18 protein-coding genes are annotated in these 17,272 nt (G+C 50.5%); 11 read left to right on the plus strand and 7 right to left on the minus strand.

Annotation, left to right across the window (positions count from 1 at the left end; translation table 11 throughout):
• The 3 genes from DXT88_RS20755 to DXT88_RS20765 form a co-directional block, all read left to right on the plus strand.
• The coding region (locus DXT88_RS20755; RefSeq protein WP_265215858.1) for a heavy metal sensor histidine kinase at nucleotides 1-1,279 on the plus strand (1,279 nt) is incomplete at its 5' end.
• 562 nt (nucleotides 1,280-1,841) lie between these two features.
• Nucleotides 1,842-2,069, plus strand: coding sequence for a hypothetical protein (locus DXT88_RS20760; RefSeq protein WP_265215859.1), 228 nt, complete (start codon nucleotides 1,842-1,844; stop codon nucleotides 2,067-2,069).
• The gene (locus tag DXT88_RS20765) at nucleotides 2,062-4,548 is read left to right on the plus strand and encodes an AAA family ATPase (protein WP_265215860.1); all 2,487 of its coding nucleotides are present in this window, start codon (nucleotides 2,062-2,064) and stop codon (nucleotides 4,546-4,548) included. The genes DXT88_RS20760 and DXT88_RS20765 overlap by 8 nt, the downstream gene beginning before the upstream one ends.
• 2 nt (nucleotides 4,549-4,550) lie before the next feature.
• Here DXT88_RS20765 and arsH read toward each other — a convergent pair whose 3' ends face one another.
• Together arsH and arsC are read right to left on the minus strand one after the other, a co-directional pair.
• Nucleotides 4,551-5,273: an arsenical resistance protein ArsH gene (gene arsH, locus DXT88_RS20770; protein WP_265215861.1), complete on the minus strand. Its 723-nt coding sequence runs from the start codon at nucleotides 5,271-5,273 to the stop codon at nucleotides 4,551-4,553.
• Nucleotides 5,254-5,685 (minus strand): arsenate reductase (glutaredoxin), encoded by a 432-nt coding sequence (gene arsC, locus DXT88_RS20775; protein WP_265215862.1) that lies wholly within the window; start codon nucleotides 5,683-5,685, stop codon nucleotides 5,254-5,256. Before arsC ends, arsH begins: the two co-directional genes overlap by 20 nt.
• A gap of 173 nt (nucleotides 5,686-5,858) precedes the next feature.
• On the opposite strand from arsC, the gene DXT88_RS20780 reads away from it, so the two are divergent.
• From DXT88_RS20780 to DXT88_RS20800, 5 genes are all read left to right on the plus strand, one after another.
• A complete protein-coding gene (locus DXT88_RS20780) occupies nucleotides 5,859-6,203 on the plus strand; it encodes a DUF190 domain-containing protein (protein ID WP_034303927.1) in 345 nt (114 codons plus the stop codon).
• Nucleotides 6,204-6,235: 32 nt separating this feature from the next.
• The gene (gene crcB, locus DXT88_RS20785; RefSeq protein ID WP_265215863.1) at nucleotides 6,236-6,613 is read left to right on the plus strand and encodes a fluoride efflux transporter CrcB; all 378 of its coding nucleotides are present in this window, start codon (nucleotides 6,236-6,238) and stop codon (nucleotides 6,611-6,613) included.
• Nucleotides 6,614-6,632: 19 nt separating this feature from the next.
• Nucleotides 6,633-6,956 (plus strand): DUF190 domain-containing protein, encoded by a 324-nt coding sequence (locus DXT88_RS20790; RefSeq protein ID WP_265215864.1) that lies wholly within the window; start codon nucleotides 6,633-6,635, stop codon nucleotides 6,954-6,956.
• A 16-nt stretch (nucleotides 6,957-6,972) separates the two neighbouring features.
• On the plus strand, nucleotides 6,973-7,254 hold the full coding sequence (locus tag DXT88_RS20795; RefSeq protein WP_265215865.1) for a hypothetical protein: 282 nt from the start codon (nucleotides 6,973-6,975) through the stop codon (nucleotides 7,252-7,254).
• A 327-nt stretch (nucleotides 7,255-7,581) separates the two neighbouring features.
• A complete protein-coding gene (locus DXT88_RS20800; protein WP_265215866.1) occupies nucleotides 7,582-7,818 on the plus strand; it encodes a hypothetical protein in 237 nt (78 codons plus the stop codon).
• Between the two features lie 206 nt (nucleotides 7,819-8,024).
• On the opposite strand, the gene DXT88_RS20805 is transcribed toward DXT88_RS20800, so the two are convergent.
• Both DXT88_RS20805 and DXT88_RS20810 read right to left on the minus strand, forming a co-directional pair.
• Nucleotides 8,025-8,651, minus strand: coding sequence for a hypothetical protein (locus tag DXT88_RS20805; protein ID WP_265215867.1), 627 nt, complete (start codon nucleotides 8,649-8,651; stop codon nucleotides 8,025-8,027).
• Nucleotides 8,652-8,829: 178 nt separating this feature from the next.
• Nucleotides 8,830-9,147, minus strand: a complete 318-nt coding sequence (locus DXT88_RS20810) for a hypothetical protein (RefSeq protein ID WP_265215868.1) — start codon at nucleotides 9,145-9,147, stop codon at nucleotides 8,830-8,832.
• 133 nt (nucleotides 9,148-9,280) lie between these two features.
• Here DXT88_RS20810 and DXT88_RS20815 point away from each other — a divergent pair, with 133 nt between their 5' ends.
• The 3 genes from DXT88_RS20815 to DXT88_RS20825 all read left to right on the plus strand — a co-directional run bounded on the left by DXT88_RS20815 (nucleotide 9,281) and on the right by DXT88_RS20825 (nucleotide 11,705).
• A complete protein-coding gene (locus DXT88_RS20815) occupies nucleotides 9,281-9,526 on the plus strand; it encodes a helix-turn-helix domain-containing protein (protein WP_083458331.1) in 246 nt (81 codons plus the stop codon).
• 355 nt (nucleotides 9,527-9,881) lie between these two features.
• Entirely contained in the window at nucleotides 9,882-10,076 is a 195-nt protein-coding gene (locus tag DXT88_RS20820) for a hypothetical protein (RefSeq protein ID WP_265215869.1), read from the plus strand.
• 12 nt (nucleotides 10,077-10,088) lie between these two features.
• On the plus strand, nucleotides 10,089-11,705 hold the full coding sequence (locus tag DXT88_RS20825; RefSeq protein WP_265215870.1) for a hypothetical protein: 1,617 nt from the start codon (nucleotides 10,089-10,091) through the stop codon (nucleotides 11,703-11,705).
• Nucleotides 11,706-11,804: 99 nt separating this feature from the next.
• Here the strand turns inward: DXT88_RS20825 and DXT88_RS20830 are convergent, their stop codons facing one another.
• Genes DXT88_RS20830 through DXT88_RS20840 form a run of 3 tightly spaced genes read right to left on the minus strand, consistent with a single transcriptional unit; the run spans nucleotide 11,805 to nucleotide 17,003 of the window.
• On the minus strand, nucleotides 11,805-13,154 hold the full coding sequence (locus DXT88_RS20830; protein WP_321161128.1) for a TniQ family protein: 1,350 nt from the start codon (nucleotides 13,152-13,154) through the stop codon (nucleotides 11,805-11,807).
• Entirely contained in the window at nucleotides 13,147-14,307 is a 1,161-nt protein-coding gene (locus DXT88_RS20835) for an ATP-binding protein (RefSeq protein ID WP_265215872.1), read from the minus strand. Before DXT88_RS20835 ends, DXT88_RS20830 begins: the two co-directional genes overlap by 8 nt.
• Complete coding sequence (locus tag DXT88_RS20840; RefSeq protein ID WP_265215873.1) at nucleotides 14,304-17,003, minus strand: TnsA endonuclease N-terminal domain-containing protein; 2,700 nt, start codon at nucleotides 17,001-17,003, stop codon at nucleotides 14,304-14,306. The genes DXT88_RS20835 and DXT88_RS20840 overlap by 4 nt, the downstream gene beginning before the upstream one ends.
• Between the last annotated feature and the right edge of the window lie 269 nt (nucleotides 17,004-17,272).

Below are 17,272 nucleotides of genomic sequence, written 5' to 3' on the forward strand. Positions count from 1 at the left end.
CAAGCACTTTACCGATCAGGATGAGCAACTGCTGGAAAAAGAACTGCAGCTCATCCGCATGGTGGTTAATGAGCGAGGCGCTGACGCCATTACCTCGACCTTTGGAGAGGCATTACACAACCATCCGGGCTTTTACGTTCACATCAGCTCACTGAGCGGACAGGCCTTGTATTCGACACTAGGCGATGCTGCCGCGCCGATGCTCGCTGCTGCACAGTCCGCCGTGCCGGGTCGCTCCTTTGCGGTGCCTGTGGGCGAGCACCAGGAATTCCAAGCAATCAAAGCCCGACTGAAGGATGATCAAAGCGGTCGAGAACTGCAAGTCATTGTGGCGGTTGACACCGAGATCCATGATCACTTCATGCGCAATTTCCAGGCCACCCTTGTTCTCTACATCGCGGGTTCAGCCTTAATTGTCGTGCTCCTGAGCTGGTGGGCGGCGCGCCGTGGGCTGGCCCCGTTGCGCGCCATGTCGGACAAAGTACAAGCGATCTCTTCTCATAACTTCGGCGAGCGCATGTCCGTCGAGATGCTGCCTATCGAAATTGCTGATCTAGCGGCCAAGCTGAACGCCATGCTGGAGCGACTCCAGCGCGACTTTAATCGCATCACGAACTTTTCGACCGATATCGCCCACGAGCTGCGCACGCCTATTACCAACTTACTGACCCAAACGGACGTGGTCCTGACGCTGCCACGCACTAACGAGGCCTATCGCGACATCCTTTTGTCGAATGCCGAGGAGTTACAGCGACTCGCCCGAACCATTTCCGATATGCTGTTCTTGGCCCAAACAGAAAACGGTATTACCTTGCCCAGCTATGAGCAACTGAGTCTACAAGAGGAAATCTCAGAGCTATTCGATTTTTATGATGCGTTGGCAGAAGAAAAGAATGTCTTGATGCGGCTTGTAGGGGGAGCCACGATTCGAGGCGATCGCCTGATGGTACGCAGAGCATTGAGTAACTTGATCTCCAACGCCATGCGTTATACGCCGCCGGCGGGAACCATTGCAGTATCTATTGACAGGTCCGAAAGAGACATCCGCGTTCATGTCGAAAACGATGGCCCAGAGATACCATCCGAGCATCTTCCTCATTTGTTTGACCGGTTTTACCGGGCGGACAAGGCCCGTACCAAGCTAGACTCTGATTCTGCTGGTTTAGGATTGTCCATCACAAAAGCCATCATGCGCGCCCATCAGGGAGAGGTGTCTGTCCAGTCGGCACAAGGTAAAACCCGATTCACGCTGCTATTCCCCAATGCTGCGAGGTTGTAGCGATAGTCATATCGACTCCCCAAAAAATATGTCAGGAAGCCCCGCAGTGAGGCCAGGATCGACCAGCGCCATCTTTATTTTGTGTAGCTGATCATCGAAATGGATTTAAAAAAATGACTGCGAACAGCCGCACTGCAGCTCGATTACATATAGGTAATCGAGCTCCTCCTTTTATTCACCTAAATATGTGCAGCTGGCCGCGCCAGTCAGTTGCGTTCTAACTGCGCCACCAAGTAGCACTTCAATCACGCCATCTACTTGCAACAGAGACGCGCCACCCCGGAGCGTGTAGATGCTCCACAAAATTGAATGAATATCAGATGCGCCACCCATTCTCGCCTATTGCGCCAGCTACCCTGCTTAATCATAAATACTCGGATTAGCCCTAGATAGTGAGTTGTTATCCCACTTCATCAATATTTATGATCGCTTTTTACGGTTCAGGTGTAATGTTAGTGGTCAGTCCGTCAATTAAAAATCTTTCAATTAAGTCGGACTTAAAGATGTAAGCACGCCTTCTGCTTTAATTTCGAATTAAAACAATTGTACTGAGGGGACAGTTATGGACGGGAAAGATAATCTTATTGAGACGCCGGCAGCATTTTTAGAGGCTCTTGGAGAGACTCTGAGTGGAAAAGCCAAAATTGACGTCGGGCTAGCAGATATCCTGAAAATTCATGTGTTAAAGACGAAGCCTGCACAGAATGCCGTGACACAAGCCAAAACGGCTATTTTGAAGCTCGCCGCCGAACGCGCCGCAGCTCCCAAAGCGGAGGTTGATAATGGCTGATGCTCCGTATTTTCTTCAGGCACTCCACTTAACCGGATTCCGCGCGTACCTGCAGCCGAAGACCTTCAACTTCAGTAAACAACGTTGCTTGGCAATTTTTGCGCCGAATGGTAGCGGAAAATCGAGTTTCGTCGATGCGTTGGAGTTCCTCTTTTCTGAGGAAGGCACATTGGAACGGCTAGGATTACGCGCGATCAATAACAACGCCGGCGTGACCGCGCTGGCGCACAATCTAGCTGAGGGTACGAAAATCGCACCAGCGGTGAGCGTCGATATCGTTAGTGGAAAAACAATCACGAGTGGTAGTCGAACGGCTTTAGGGGCAAATCGCCCAATGCCGCCAGCCGTTGCTGCAATGAAAAAATGCTTTACGGTACTGCCAATTATTCGTGGCCATGCACTGCGGACTTTCGTTGAAAACCACCAACCCGAACGGCGGTATACCGACGTCGCCACATGGCTGCAACTTGGGCCTTTGGTCGAAGTTCAGAAAAATATCAGGGCCTTGCGCACTCAGGTGAAACTCGCGGCGGAGGATATGACCTCCCTGCAGCGTGTTGATACCCAGCTCAGCAAAGAAACGTTCCAAGCGTTGAAGAACTGGGACACAGCAGCCGTACAAGCGCACGCAAACACTAATATTCTTGCGCCACTCGATAAAACTCTAGCATTGGCAGAGCTGAAAGTAGCCGATCCGGCTTATATCGCTCTGGTAACTCGTGCAACGGCCGAAGAAAAACAGGTCGGACTTGCGGGACTTCGGCAAATGCGTAACGCAGCTGTGGCCCTCTGGTCGACAGAGATTGATGTTGATGGCGAACCGCATATAAAAGGTACGATCGTGGAGTTCGAAGCCGCCGTGATGGCATTGGCGACCGCGACAACAAGAGAAGAAGAAGAGCGTGGAAAAGCTGCGAATTCAGTCTTTGAAGCATTATGGAACGCGGCCGAGCCGGTGTTCGCTGAAGGAGCAACCATCCCCCAAGTCTGCCCTGTATGTATCACGCCAATTGAGAATACTACGGCGGGAAGCGCTGAGGCAATCCGGGGACACATTGTCAAACATTTGGACGAATTGGCCGACTATGCCAACGCAAAAAAAACGCTCACTGCATCTCAGGCAAAGATAAAACAGGCGCACACGAACTTGGTCGCAAGTTTGCCTGGTCTAATCGGACTTCTTGCCGACGAGACGGCATTAAAGGTCGCTTTGGTCGCATATCAGGCCGCGATTGTAGCGTGGCGCGAAGGAGTAAGCCCTTCCTCGATCGACATCGTCTCGGCAATTCCGACGTTGCTCACAGAACTCGGCCAAGCGATTGCTGACATCGAGGCCAAGCAAGGTGATCACACTTACGCCAAAGCCAAAATCAAGATTGATAATTTATTCGGGTTGGATGCGGAATACGGCTTAGCACTTCGCACTCAAAAGGAATTGGAAGTACTCTCCGAAAATTTGACTGCACAGGCGACGATGATATCGGGTGAAATTCGCAAAAAGGTTCAAGCGCTGCTGAACATGTTGCAAACACCGATGAACGATATCTACCGGCAAATCCAAGGAGCGGAAGCAGCGCCGATTCGGTTGGAGCTCCCCTCGGAGGATGACACCAATCAACAGCGACTCCATCTGGTCATCGACTTTGCTAAAAATCGAACCGGGGTTCAACCGGGTGGATACCTCAGTGATTCCCAAATCCATTCTATAGCGTTGGCATTGCAACTGGCCGCGATCAAGCAATTTAACGCGGCTGCGCCTGTAATCGCTCTTGACGATATCGTTACATCTTACGACGCCGATCATCGCCGCGCGATCGCTGCACTCATTGCTACGACTTTCGGCAATAGTCAGATTCTCATTACTACTCATGATGAACGCTTCTTTAATTATTTAAAGGATCAACTTGAAGCAAAAACTTGGCAGTTCACCCGTATCATAGGCCTCGATCCAACATTCGGACCACGGTTCGCCGATCACAAGGTTAGCGACGAGATGATCATGGAACGCTGGGAAAGTGGTCATTCTGCCGCCAATGAGATGCGGCAGGCTGAGGAAGAGTGGCTACTTGGTATATGTCGGGACTTTGGAGTCAGCCTTCGGATACGCCCTTTGGAGAAGGCGTACTCTTTTGAGCGATCTGAACTTGCATCGGCATTAGCTGAACTGTTGAAAGATACGAAGCTGGAGCCGGCTCTAATCCCAGGAGTAAAAAATCGTTTTCTGACGAGCTTACAAAAAGGTGAAATAGAGAACTTCGGAAGTCATTTCCAAGATGCTCCATATGGTGATGGTTCAATCGGCGACGAAAAGGCTCGATGGGCGGAGTTCCAAGCATTCAAGATGCAGTTCGCTTGTCCAAAATGCAGTCGTGCTAAATTCCAGCGACCATTCACTTTAAAGAAACCAGTTTGCGCGCACAATGGTTGTGAAGCTCAATTTGAGTTTAAGCAGGCAATGCCGGCGGCCGGCACCGTGTGATACTAAATCGTACGAAAATTGACCTGTTTCGACAATTGTTCAGCCGTTTCTCTTCGCTCGCTGTAACGATCCGTCAGAAACGGAGAAACGTCTCGAGTGAGCAGAGTGAATTTGAAGAGTTCTTCCATCACGTCTACTACGCGCTCGTAGTAAGACGACTGCTTCATGCGTCCGCCTTCTTCAAATTCGAGAAATGCCTTGGCAACGGAAGACTGGTTGGGGATGGTAATCATCCGCATCCATCGACCGAGAATACGCATCTGATTGACCGCGTTGAAGGACTGCGAGCCTCCTGAGACTTCCATGACTGCCAGCGTTTTCCCCTGAGTCGGACGAACGGAGCCTTGTGTGAGCGGAATCCAATCGATTTGTGCCTTCAGGATGCCGGTCATGGCCCCGTGACGCTCTGGTGAGCACCACACCATCCCTTCGGACCATATGGCCAATTCGCGCAGCTCCTGCACTTTCGGATGGGTTTCTGGCTCGCTGTCCGGCAGTGGTAAGCCACGCGGATCGAAGATTTTAACTTCACCGCCCATTGCCTCGAGGAGGCGTGCGGCCTCCATCGTCAGCAAACGGCTATAGGAGCGTTCGCGCACCGAGCCATACAGCAGCAAGAACCGCGGCGCATGCGTCGAGGTAGCGACATTGGCGAAGTCGGTCGCCGCCGGCGCCTTGAAGAGATCCCCGGCGACGTTGGGAAGGTCATTTAGCTGGTGTGACACGTTGGCCCTCCGCGTTGATGACAACTTCACCGTCTTCCTTGGTAAAGGGGCCTTTTTGAGGATTCGGCAGGATATCCAGCACTGCCTCTGACGGACGGCACAGCAGCGTGCCCTTGGAAGTCACAACAAACGGGCGATTGATCAGGATCGGATTGGCGAGCATGGCATCGAGCAGTTGCTCATCCGTCAGCGCAGGATTGTCCAGGCCGAGCTCGGCATAAGGTGTGCCTTTTTGGCGAATCGCTTCGCGCACGGTCAGGCCCGCATCCTTGATGAGGGTAATCAAGGTGTCGCGCGACGGCGGATGCTGAAGATACTCGATCACGGTCGGCTCTTCACCGCTGTTACGGATCAAAGCGAGCGTATTGCGGGACGTGCCGCATGCCGGGTTGTGATAGATCGTGGTAGTCATGACGTTTTCCTAAGGAACAGAAGAAATTGTTTTGGAGCGTGAAGGCGTAGTGGCATAGAAGAACAGCCCGGCGCCAAGGCTGGCAATGCCAATCAGCGCGACGATGGCACCTGGATAGCCGCCACCAGCGGCATAAAGAGCATCGACTCCATCCACCAAAGACCAATCCAATCATGAGTGAACTGACCGCATTGCGACTGTATTTCCCTATCTCGGCCAAAGCCAAGGCAACACGCTTTTGGCATCGCCTGTCCGCACCGGCGCTTGCCCATCATTTACTGGCCGTCGCGCGCCGCGCCGGCATCCAGCAAGCCATGCTGCATCACATCGATGCCGGTTACCTGGCGGGGGAAAAGCTAAGTGTTCATCACCCGGAGGTTTCGTCAATGCGGCATCCGCAGTGCCTGGAGCTGATCGATACGGAAAAGCATCTACGCAAATACCTCCATGACCATGCGGAGGAATTGCAAAAAGTGCGTGCAGTGCTCTTTAAATGCGAATTGCCTTTGGAGAATTAGCACGTAGGCGACACCAATAAAGAGGCGATGGAATGCTGAAATCGATCGTGGTCATTGGTCTCGGCGGCGCTGCAGGATGCCTGATGCGCTGGCTGCTGAGCAGCAAGCTCAATGGCATGTTTTCGGTCATTCCGTTTGGCACGCTCACCGCGAATCTGGTGGGCTGCTACCTGATCGGCGTAGCCATTGCCTATCTGGGAGCACATCCGACGCTGGGGCCAGAGTGGCGACTGTTCATAGTGACGGGATTTTTAGGCGGATTGACGACGTTTTCCACCTTTTCAGCGGAAGTCGTTTCATTACTGCAATCAGGACGGCTGATGTGGGCATTTGGCGCAATCACTTTGCACGTCGCGGGCGCATTGGCGATGACATTTCTCGGCATCACAACAGTGGTGCTGACACGGTAACAACACTCAGGAGACAGAAATGAAAGGCTTTCAGATTACGTTTTTTACGCAACAAGATCGCAAGCATGCCGGCAAACAGCTGGCTGAATGGTTGCTCCAGTTTGCTCAGGCGCATGGTGCCCGCGGCGCAACGATCCTAGCCGGCAGCGAGAGTTTCGGGCGCGATGGCCATTTCCACTCCGCGCATTTCTTTGAACTGGCCGATCAACCTATCGAAGTCACGATGGCGGTCGACGAAAAGACTGCTGACACGCTATTCGGTGCCTTAGCCAAGGAAGGCGTCTCTGTGTTTTACGTCAAGACTGCTGTTGAATTCGGCTCAATCGGAACCCCTGAAAACTGATCAGACAGGAGGAGACATGCAAAACAATACCTATCAATGCACAGAACAGCAGCGCGATAGCGTCGAGGAGATGGTTCTAGCTAAACGGACGAAGCTAAATCTGCAAATTTGGGGACTGACGGCAATTCATCTTTTACTACTGACCAGTTGGGTTGGCCTGTCTCGGTTGAACCATCGAAGTCCGCGCATGTTACTGGGCCTGTTGATTCTGACGGCCTTGACCTGGCTTTGGCTCGTCGTCACTGCGAGTCGACGTTTTGCGCTATGGAATGAGTGCGAGCGAGAACATACAAAGTAAAACAATTGTCCGTCTTACTGAGGAGAAAAGGATGAATACCAGCCGCATTAAACGTGGTGTTTCGCATCACCGGAATTCCTATTTGAATGGATTAGAGCATTGGCAAGAAAGCCTGACTCTGATGATTCTTCTGACCCTGCTTTGCGTATTAGGCCTCAACAATTCAGGCGTCGATGAGTGGCTATTGGAGCTTCTGAAGTGGGTGGGTACAGATTGCTCCTGGTGCACTATTCACCCCTCGTAATCACGAGCTAAGTATTGATACCAGCGCACTCCATAAGTGAGCATATTCGCAACGACGCCATACCCATCTATAGAAATGAAAACATGCTGAAAATCGAAATTCCTGAAGTATTGCGTAACAAATTAGGCCCTGAGATGGAGCCAAATACGCACTGGATTGACGTGAAGTTAATCGATGGTCGGCTATTTAGAAACTTGGTTGTGCAGGACGGTATGTATATCACCGGAAGTAAAAACGATTCGATTGCAGACACAGAAATGTCATTTTTCAGCCGAGATATTTTTCTCATTCGTAGGCATAGTGTTTTGCCATTTTGGTGAAAATCGTGAATTTTTAGCGCCTAATTACACGAAAAATTGCCAGCCCCATTCACGTCAGTTCTTTCATGAGCGGATCTTTAAACTTGAAGTTCTCCAGAGGGCGTTATGATAAGGGCGGACGTAAAAGTGCAATAGATTGACGCTACAAATGAGGGATAGAATTTGCGCCCACCTGAACTGAGGCAGGGCAGCACGGATGCCCTACTTTACGTAGGAATAGCGTAGAGCTTTACCAGATCAAGGACCCGCTGGACGCGCTCGTCATGCGATTGCCTCATGTATTTATACTGGCATTCCTCAATGGCGCCCCTGGTTTCATAAGGCATGCCCGCCAGCACCTCAGAAGGCGTCAACTCGTTGAGTTCGTCATAGGCACACACCCAAAACGCATGAATTTCCTGAGGAAGCCGCCCGGCAAGATAAGGAAGAACTTTTTCGATCAGCCTAGGGGCCGGCCCCACAAACTGCCAAATAGGGAAAAGACCCTCAACGGTCTCTCCCCGGGAGGGTATTTGATAGTAGCGAGCGGCGGTAACAGCACCATTAAGTTCGGCAATCGTCACAGATATCCAGCCTCGCGCGACGACCTCAGCAGCACTGAGCTTAGCGATAGGTAATGCAAAGAGCGCTTCAGATCTGCGGGCAGATGTAACATAGGCAGCCTCCATTGCTTCGGTGACTAAGGGAAGAATGTCTTGAGGTATACGCTGGCTCGTCGTTCCGACCAGATGGCCGATCACTGATTCGACGAATCGATCGAACGAAATAGGTGTGGAGGTCCGCCATGAGGATAGCGCTGCAGCGTCCCCGTTCTTTGGATGCGTTTTCATCATGCGGATGCACCTACTTTATGGAGGATTTAGGAGACGGAGTGCGACAGATTACCCATGAGAGCCAAATCTCGGACGTATATCCGTTCAAGGCATTCTGAATGCAAATGGGCCCAAAAGCCGACGCTGCAGGAAGGGCCGTCGCCAAGATCGTCTCAAGCCAGAAACCGAAGCAGGCATTCTATTTCCAGAAGCGCTTATACAGTTTATAGGCGATGAAGCCCCAAAATACAACGGAGCCGATTCCCGTAAGAACCTCCGTTATATCTTTGCTTTTAAATAGCTGCGCGACGAGCCCTACCACAAAGATACTGCCGACGATCAACGTCACCAACCAGCCAAAGAAGCTCAGTTGCCCTCCCGTTTGATACATCACCCCACCACAGAAGGGACATAGATGTTGCGTCGCCATGTACCGCAAAGCGCCAAAGACCGGACGGTAGTGCCATAGTTTTGGCGTGCATTGCCGACGGCAATGCGGGCATTCAATCTTATCCAATGGAAATTCCCTTGTGATGGCGCCCTGAGATTAGTCGACAGACAGTGCGCCCCTGCGCATGCTGGCGATTTCAAAGCAAAATGGGTCGTAAATGCCGTGGTCGTTATTGCATTATAGAACGACGATATACGGCATGCCAAGAGCCTCTTCCAAAGTCGATATCAATGGAGATCTCGTCGCCCTCGGGGCGGCGGTACGACTTCATCGGAAGAATATTGGCCTCTCCCAGGAAGCACTCGCAGACCTCGCAAAGATTGATCGAAGTCACATGGGTAAAATTGAACGAGGTGAGCGCAATGTCAGCGTATTGAATGTGCTTCGTATTGCGCATGCACTGAACACCACATTGGCACAGCTGAGTCAGAGCGCCGACCTCTGACAAGACTTCCTCGCTACCTATAGCCAAAAAATCACCGATAGATAATATCTATTCAATTCTTCCGCTCAATTTACGTTCGAACTCGTCGCTGTTTAAAAGCCACTTATGCGTAGACAACGTAGAAACAGAGTACAAAAAAGAGCGTAAATTTATTTGTCATCTCGAGAACTATTAAGCTATATTGAATTTACGCAACGTAAAAAGCGTTGTGTAACAAGGGGATAGCCGTTGTAGCTGACGTTATCGTATATAATTTTCAGCTTAATTTTTTGAACTCGATCCAATAAGGGTCAGTCGAAATTACTGTCGATACACTATCGACGACGACTAAAATGGTATGTCAGGAGAAAGAGTCATGAGATCAGATACCGCACTCGGCTTGTTCGTGTTGGAAGCAGCGCGTGGTAATGAAAAGAAACATGTATTCACCGCTGACCAAGCACAAACAGTACGCGAACAACTGTCCGAAACGATAAATAAAAAAGTAGAAGAAATTCGCTCGAAACAGCGTCGCGCGTTGGAAGAAAGCGCGACTGTGACGATATTCTAAAATCGTTTTAATATGGAAGCCGCCTCATCAGGCGGCTTTTTTATGGCTGATAGATTACAACTAAAAACATTCGCCAACGCTGAGGATCTGGAACAACTCATCCGAGAACAACTGAAAGAGCTAACGAAACTTGGTGCTTTCAGGAGCGGGATGAATCATCTTCCAATGTTGAACTGCATCCAAACCTTGGTCGAAGCCAAAGCGACCACGATGCTTGTTCAGACGCGTGTTCCCGATCCCGATTTTCTAGCGGAGTTTGGCGCGTATTACAGTCGTCAGTTTGCCGACGTCCCTCGTTTTTGCACGCGACTCCATTTTTTTGCGCAAAATGCAGCTGCTGACGAAGAAGTGCTCACCTATCTGGACCGCGTATCCAAAGCTAGCTATTTAGGATTCCTGACGTTACGGCCAATCATTAAAAGTCCGATTGGTGCTTCTATTCTGGCTGCGAATACAGCGAACGGATTCATTCGTTGTTTGGACGTGTTCCCAGTGCATATCGCCGGCGTGGAGTTCTCCGTCAGTGGTACACCATTCATGCAACAAGACAACGCTGTGGGCGCATGCGCACAAGCGTCTATTTGGATGGCATTGCGAACACTGCGCAAGAGAGAAGGCGATCGCGCGTACGACCCGGCTCAAATTACGGATGCCGCGACGAAGTACTTCGTTCACGGGCGAATTAGACCAAATCGCAACGGCCTCACTCAACTGCAAATGATCGAAGCGATTCGCGCTGCAGGCTATTCACCTCATACGATCCAGCTTTCGCACGGCGCCAACGATCAAGAACCAATGGACCAGTTGGCCATCGATACCGCGTCAAAAATCGTCCATGCCTATATCGAATCTGAAATACCGGTTGTGCTAATTTTGTTTCCTCCTTCAGGAGGGCACGCTGTTGTCGCAATCGGCCACAAATGGGATGAGGCGAGGGCTGCTAACGTTAGAACGACCATCACCCTTCCGAGCGGACTAGCTTTGTCCTGCGCTCATGCCGCGAGTTGGGTGCCTGCGTTGCTGATCCACAATGACAATACCGGCCCGTACCGCGACTTTGAAGCTTCCGCCGGCGCCGTCGCAGAATATTCTTTCAAGTACGCTGCGTACGCGATTCCACTTCTGCCTGTTGATGTCTTTATGACAGGCGAAGAGGCTATTACAATCGCCACCAGTTTTTTTGGCGAGATTCTACAAGGATTTAAGAGCGAGAATTTACTCGACGACGCTGGACTTACTACATTGACGGCAAGTCTCGCGGTACGACTGCTATTGGTGGAAAAGAGGAAATTGCGTCGGTGGGCAGCCACGGAGCACATGGTTCCAGAACTGCGCGACAAAATTCGCTTGATGGAAATGCCTAAACGCGTCTGGATGCTAGAGATACATCAGGTTGCGCAATACGGTGCTCAAACGAAAGCGAATACGCCAGAAAGCCTGGTCGGGATTGTTCTCATTGACCCCACGGCAGACATTCCGGTGTCGTCCTGCCTGCTAATTCATTTAAATTTGCCGGCGCTCGTTGGACTTCCTCACGGTATTGTCCTAACTTGGAATCGCGAGGAGGGAGCCCCTTTTCAAGCACTACAAACAGCCGATCAGGGCCCCACTCGGCCAATAAGAACATAGATCGATACCAACCCAATTATCTTTGGCGACACATACGAAGGATTCTGACCTTTATTCTAGCGCCTCCATACATCTGCCTACGCATTCGCGAGAAAACGTTCAAGTAGGCTCCACAAATCCATGCGCCACCAGATATTGGTAGTACACCTTGGCTAGCTCAGGGCGTGCTAGTGCCAAGCCATGTTGCTTCAGAAATTTGTCCACGACGCGACGAAATGGAGGCACACGATGCATCGCTAAGCTACCGAGAACAGACTCCAGGACACCGCGCCGATAATCGATGGCGATAGAAGCCGTCATCTTCTTCTGCTTCCGATAGCGTTCGCTTATTTGTCCGCACACTTCTGGAAACCAATATTTCAAAGCGCTGCGCCGCAATCGTACGCGCCGACCTAGTTCGTTAACCGTTTTCGCGGAATTGTGATGCAGCTCTGTCGTGAGAAGGTCAAATACCTCATCCCAGTTTGTATGCCTCAAAAAAGGCCTAGGCGCCCGGCAAACACGCGAACGCATCCTCGCTCCACACTGCGTCGCCGGCCGGTAGCAAAACTCGAGATTCTGAGAACATAAATCGAAGACATCGACCCCGCATGCGATCGCTAACGCAAGCAAACTGGGGAGCGACGGTTTATGTCCTTTTGAAAGCCATGCGTTAGCCGTCCAATTGTCCCATCCCATCTGGCGGCAAAATAACGCTTTGTTATCTTGCGCATGTACCGCGATGGCAACACGAACATTGCTGCAAAAGTACTCAAGTGAGACCTTGGCCGGAGACTGAGCGTTTTGCGCCATGGATTCCAGGGCCAACTCTACGTCCACATTGACAGGAAGAGTGTCTGCACAGACGACGTCAGATAGTGAGCGTCCACAATAGCCACAACGACCAATATTTGGAAAAGAGGAGATAAACGGTTGGTGCCTACTGCAACCTGGGCAGCGCTCTAACAACTGAACGAAGTGTTTGGTGCAAGTTTGATACAGCCGGAGCGACCAAGATAGAGGTGAAAATGTCGAGACACCTTTTATCCTCTGTTCCAAATAACAAATAGGGCACCATCGAGGATAACGAGCCAAGATGCCTTCACCATTTTTAGGCAAAACTGGCGCCCACTTCAAGAGTGTCAAGTCTTGCAGGTCGTCTCTTGAAGTCAGCTGATTGATGGTCTCGGAAAATATCCTGGCATATTTTCCGAGACCATCGATCGGTCCGGCATCTTTCACAAAAAAACGATTAGATAAGATCGGCGCCAATTCGGGTACTTCATCGGCAAGGACTTTTTTCATCAGCCGACGAGGGCTCACCATGTGTTCACGAGAGAGCCGTAGAAAATAGGATCGGAGCCCCTCGGGAACGCCCTCCTCAGTTCTCATGAATTCGAGCCTGAAGAGCCTGCTTCGACTCTCCCGAAATGATCGTATATCGTCATCCCATGGTAGCTCCTCATACATGGTTCTGCGCTCCTACTGGATCGCGGTGTGGCTTACGAATCCCGATTCTTCCTTTCGTCTTCTTAGGTGAAACAGCTTTGGGAGACTGCGCCGCAGGCATCTTTTCAGCGGTGCCGAGCAATTCAGCGATATCTTCAATGGGAATGTCCGACAACGCGGCTTCTCCATTCGTTGCTTCGATAATCAACCGTCTCAGAGCCTTATTGGGCAGCGCCCACGCTTTCAAACGATCCAAATCGAAGATTGGCGCCTCACTTCGAGATCGGTCGACTTCACTGAGTTCTTCGTACTCGCTCAAATCTTGAAAATATGCTTTTAAGGCCTTATCCAGCCAGGGCTTAAGAATTCCCACGCAGCCGAGCGAGCGGTTGTAGATATCTAACAACGTAGTCAGATCATCGACACAAATGGTGCAGGGAACTGGTAGTTTCGTCAAAAGTTGTCGCAAGGTGTCTTGAAACCAGCCCAGTTGCTCGGCATTTCGCGCGTCGTAACGGGGGAAGTGAATGATATTGCTTCGACGGACCAACTGACCACTCATGTCCCGAATATGAAGCAGTTCGTATGTACCAACAAGGACGACAGTAGTGTTAGTCAACGTAGCAAAAGATTTGATGGTGTCGAACATGTGTGTACGTTGCAATTCATCCTTGAGCATGTGATGCGCCTCATCAATGAATACAACTCTGGCGTTTCTATGCTTCAAGCAATTTTCCAGAGACTTGCGCAAAACGCTGACATTTTGACTGCCACGATATTCTTGCTTGGGAAGCTTGCTGAATAATTCACCCTGCGTAAAAGCAGCAATTTTCTCGTCAACCAAAGGCTCCCCGGCCGCGATCATGAGTCTGACTAGGAAATCATGCCAGTCAAATACCTTTTTAGGATTGGCCACCGCCTCTACAAGCACAGCAGGAATGATGTCACGGCGGCCTTCGAGGTCCGACATATTCTGAAGAATGAATTCCGAATACAGCTTCTGCGCCATTGTTGACTTTCCTGCCCCAGACGGCCCAGTGACGATGACAATACCGGCGCCGCTCTCACACTCAAGCGCGGCAAGGACATCGCTATGAGCACGATATAAAAATGGATGATCAGTACGGTAATGGTAGTAGGCCGTATAAATCTCTTGATATTTTTTATTGATCATTTGTATTCCCGAAATTGAAATTTACTCAGTTTTTTATGCGAAACGGTTGTGCCTCCAAGGAGCGCTGGAATTATCTGCACCTGTTGTGACGGGATTTGATTCACCGGCTCACCAGCGACAGGTTCAGTATCGTTATGCTCTTCGAGGTCGATAGACTTATTCAGCTCCGCGTCGCGTTTTTGCTGTATGAGAATGCTTTCCTTCTCAAACGTCTGCTGCAAATAGCGGCCATAGTCAGGTAACGTTTCTTTGAGCTTCTTCCCTTTCTGGCGATACTTTGCGTTGTACTCATCGGTGATCAGGGCAATTTCCTTCTCCGTGCGTCCCTTCAAATGACCGGCCATCGGAGTCTCGCATCGGCGCCAACGCCGGTTTACATAGGCATAGACATAGGAAAGATCAAACGGGTCGTACCGCACTAAGAAACGTTTTCTTTCTAATTCCGGCGCCTGAAGCTCGTTGGAAAAGTAATGAAACGGGCCGACCTTCAGCCCGCGTCCGGGTATCAGAGTGATCTGCGAATTGCCATAGCCAGGGAGAAACAGCACGCGAGATTCTTCATACGAAACATACTTCCATGCACGGGAGCCTCCCATTTTTTTACTATGCTCCATTGCCTGTTGGGGAGTGGTGCCCAGAGCGGAATGGTTCAAAGTTGGATAGACCTCGTAGATGTATTTATCGAGCGCTTCCGTCAGTACGGGCAGGTTCCATATCGCGTGTTTTCGAGGGTCATGAGAACGAGACACGCCACGAGGCTTCTTGAGGCGCTTGCTTGTGCCAGTAAGTTGGTGCGTAAAGTCCTTATCCACGACACCGAAAGCTGCTTCAATGACAGATCCATTACGGCTTTGGCCCGCCGGACGCTCGCGCTTAGTGATTTCTAGTCGGGCGAGAAGCTGCTCCCAGTAAGCGCTTAAGAATTCGCTACCCGCATCCGACACGATGGTCCGAGGGACCTGGTGATGACGCCGAACACACTCTCTCATCAACAGCATCAATGTCCGATAGCTGGGCTCATCGTAGGTCAGCACAAACGCTAAGATGACTCTCGTATAGGCATCAATGAGGAGCGACAACCATGGTCGGCCAAGATTGCCGCCATGGAGACTGTCAATTAGATGCACATCCATCTTCGTGTGATCTATATGTGCAACTTCAAGGAAACGCTCTCCATGTGGCGGAGAGGTTCTATCAAGGAACCACACGAACTCTTTCTGTATGTATGCCGCTTTCTCACCTTGACTTCCAAGCGTCTGGTCATACGCCTTAACGCGATTTTTTAGGTCTCGCCGCAATGCCTTCACGCTAGGTATCAATAGTCCCTTTTCCGTGCAAACAGCGGCGAGCATTGCGTGAATAGCACTAACAGATATATCTTTTGTCTTCCAGACCTCGGCCATCTTCCCAATTTCGTCCAATACCGCCGGCACTAGCCTGCGCGTGCGATTCCCTCGTGACTTTGCGCGGTCGATGAGTAAGATATATTCGCAGCCATATAACTCTTTCGATTTGCGTGCACGAGCTTCCCAGGTACGTCGAATACGGGGACAAGGTTTTTTTCCAGTGACGGAAAAAATTCTTTCAGGATCCTTCAGGCACTGAAGGCGCTCCAAGGCATCTTCGATTTCTTTCGGATGTGCGCTATTGCAAATTGCAGCCGCCTCAGCTCGTGCTGTCTCTTCCGGCTCACCGGATTTGATATCACCTATTGCGATGAGTCTTTCGAGATCATCGATGGGCAAGAAGATAGCTCTGTCATCTGGCCCTTTGAGGCAGCGATTATCGTCGCCTGCCTCGACTATTTCATAGATTTTGTTTTTCCATTTCAGTCGGCTCCCCACTGCGAGGGTGATCACTGGCGACTGATATATTTCCGCATCTTGTGTAAGCGCTATCTTTTTCCGAAATGAATATGCCTTAGCTTCCGCAATTTCCAGGAATATTTTCGTACTGCTGTGCTCTGATAAATGCTCCTCCTCCGCCAAGAAATGCAGCTGTTCATCCGCCAGCATTTTGTAGATGATGTCGGCGGTGCCATCTCCACCCCGACCGATTAGATTTCCCAGGGTAAGGAAAGGCGCGCCATCAAATAACTTCCGGATCTTTTTTTGTTCGACCAGCCCGATAGCAGCGCAACCCACCCTCCAATAGTCTTCAAGAAACACGGTATTGTTAAGTTGAGCCGATGAAAAAGAACATTCTGTAAATACTTCAAATTGGAGTCCAAGGCTCTTTGCATATTGCGAGCCGGGTACGTGCAGCCATTGATTTTTCTCGAAGATAAATGTGGTCTTTCCGTTCGCCACCTCTCCCTCTAGGAATTCGGTCTTTTTGCATTCAACCCAACCAATAAAATCCTTTGCCAATACAAAGAAGTCCGGGGTGTAGCCGTAACCAGTCACCTGTCCAAGCTTCGTTTTAGTATTCAATCTCAATTGAGGTGGTTGATCATAGTATTCGTAGACATCGTCATCGTGCTCCCATAAAGTCACCGCAGTCAGCTCCAACGAGCGACTCTCAGCTTGGATGACTTGTCCCATTTTTCTGCTGGCATAGCGACTATTGACGCTCTTTGGCGAACTCTGAGTTCGCCGCGATGGGTCACTGCCGCGTATGTTCGCCACCACTGCCCTGGCTTCTGGTGTAAGCCCCAGGTCATTCATCAATTTTTCTAGTTGTTCGTTGGTGAGCATATGTATTCTCCAGCGAGATAGCAGCCGAAATACTTTCTTTGAATGCCCCATTTCGGAAGGGTAGATTTCTCGAACAAACATCTCCCCAGCTGCTCTTGACTGACAAGAGCAGGTAAGCAATGATGAAACCATTCGTCGATTTGAATTGCTTCACATTGACTCACGACGGGGACGTCGGGAGTTACTTCCTTATTGGGCGTTCATTTAAGTGTTACGCGCTAATCCCTCTCAAATCTTTCACTGTCATTCCGCTTTACAAGGTCGAGCAC

Source organism: Herbaspirillum lusitanum (assembly GCF_026127345.1).
GTDB classification, from domain to species: Bacteria; Pseudomonadota; Gammaproteobacteria; order Burkholderiales; family Burkholderiaceae_D; genus Herbaspirillum; species Herbaspirillum lusitanum.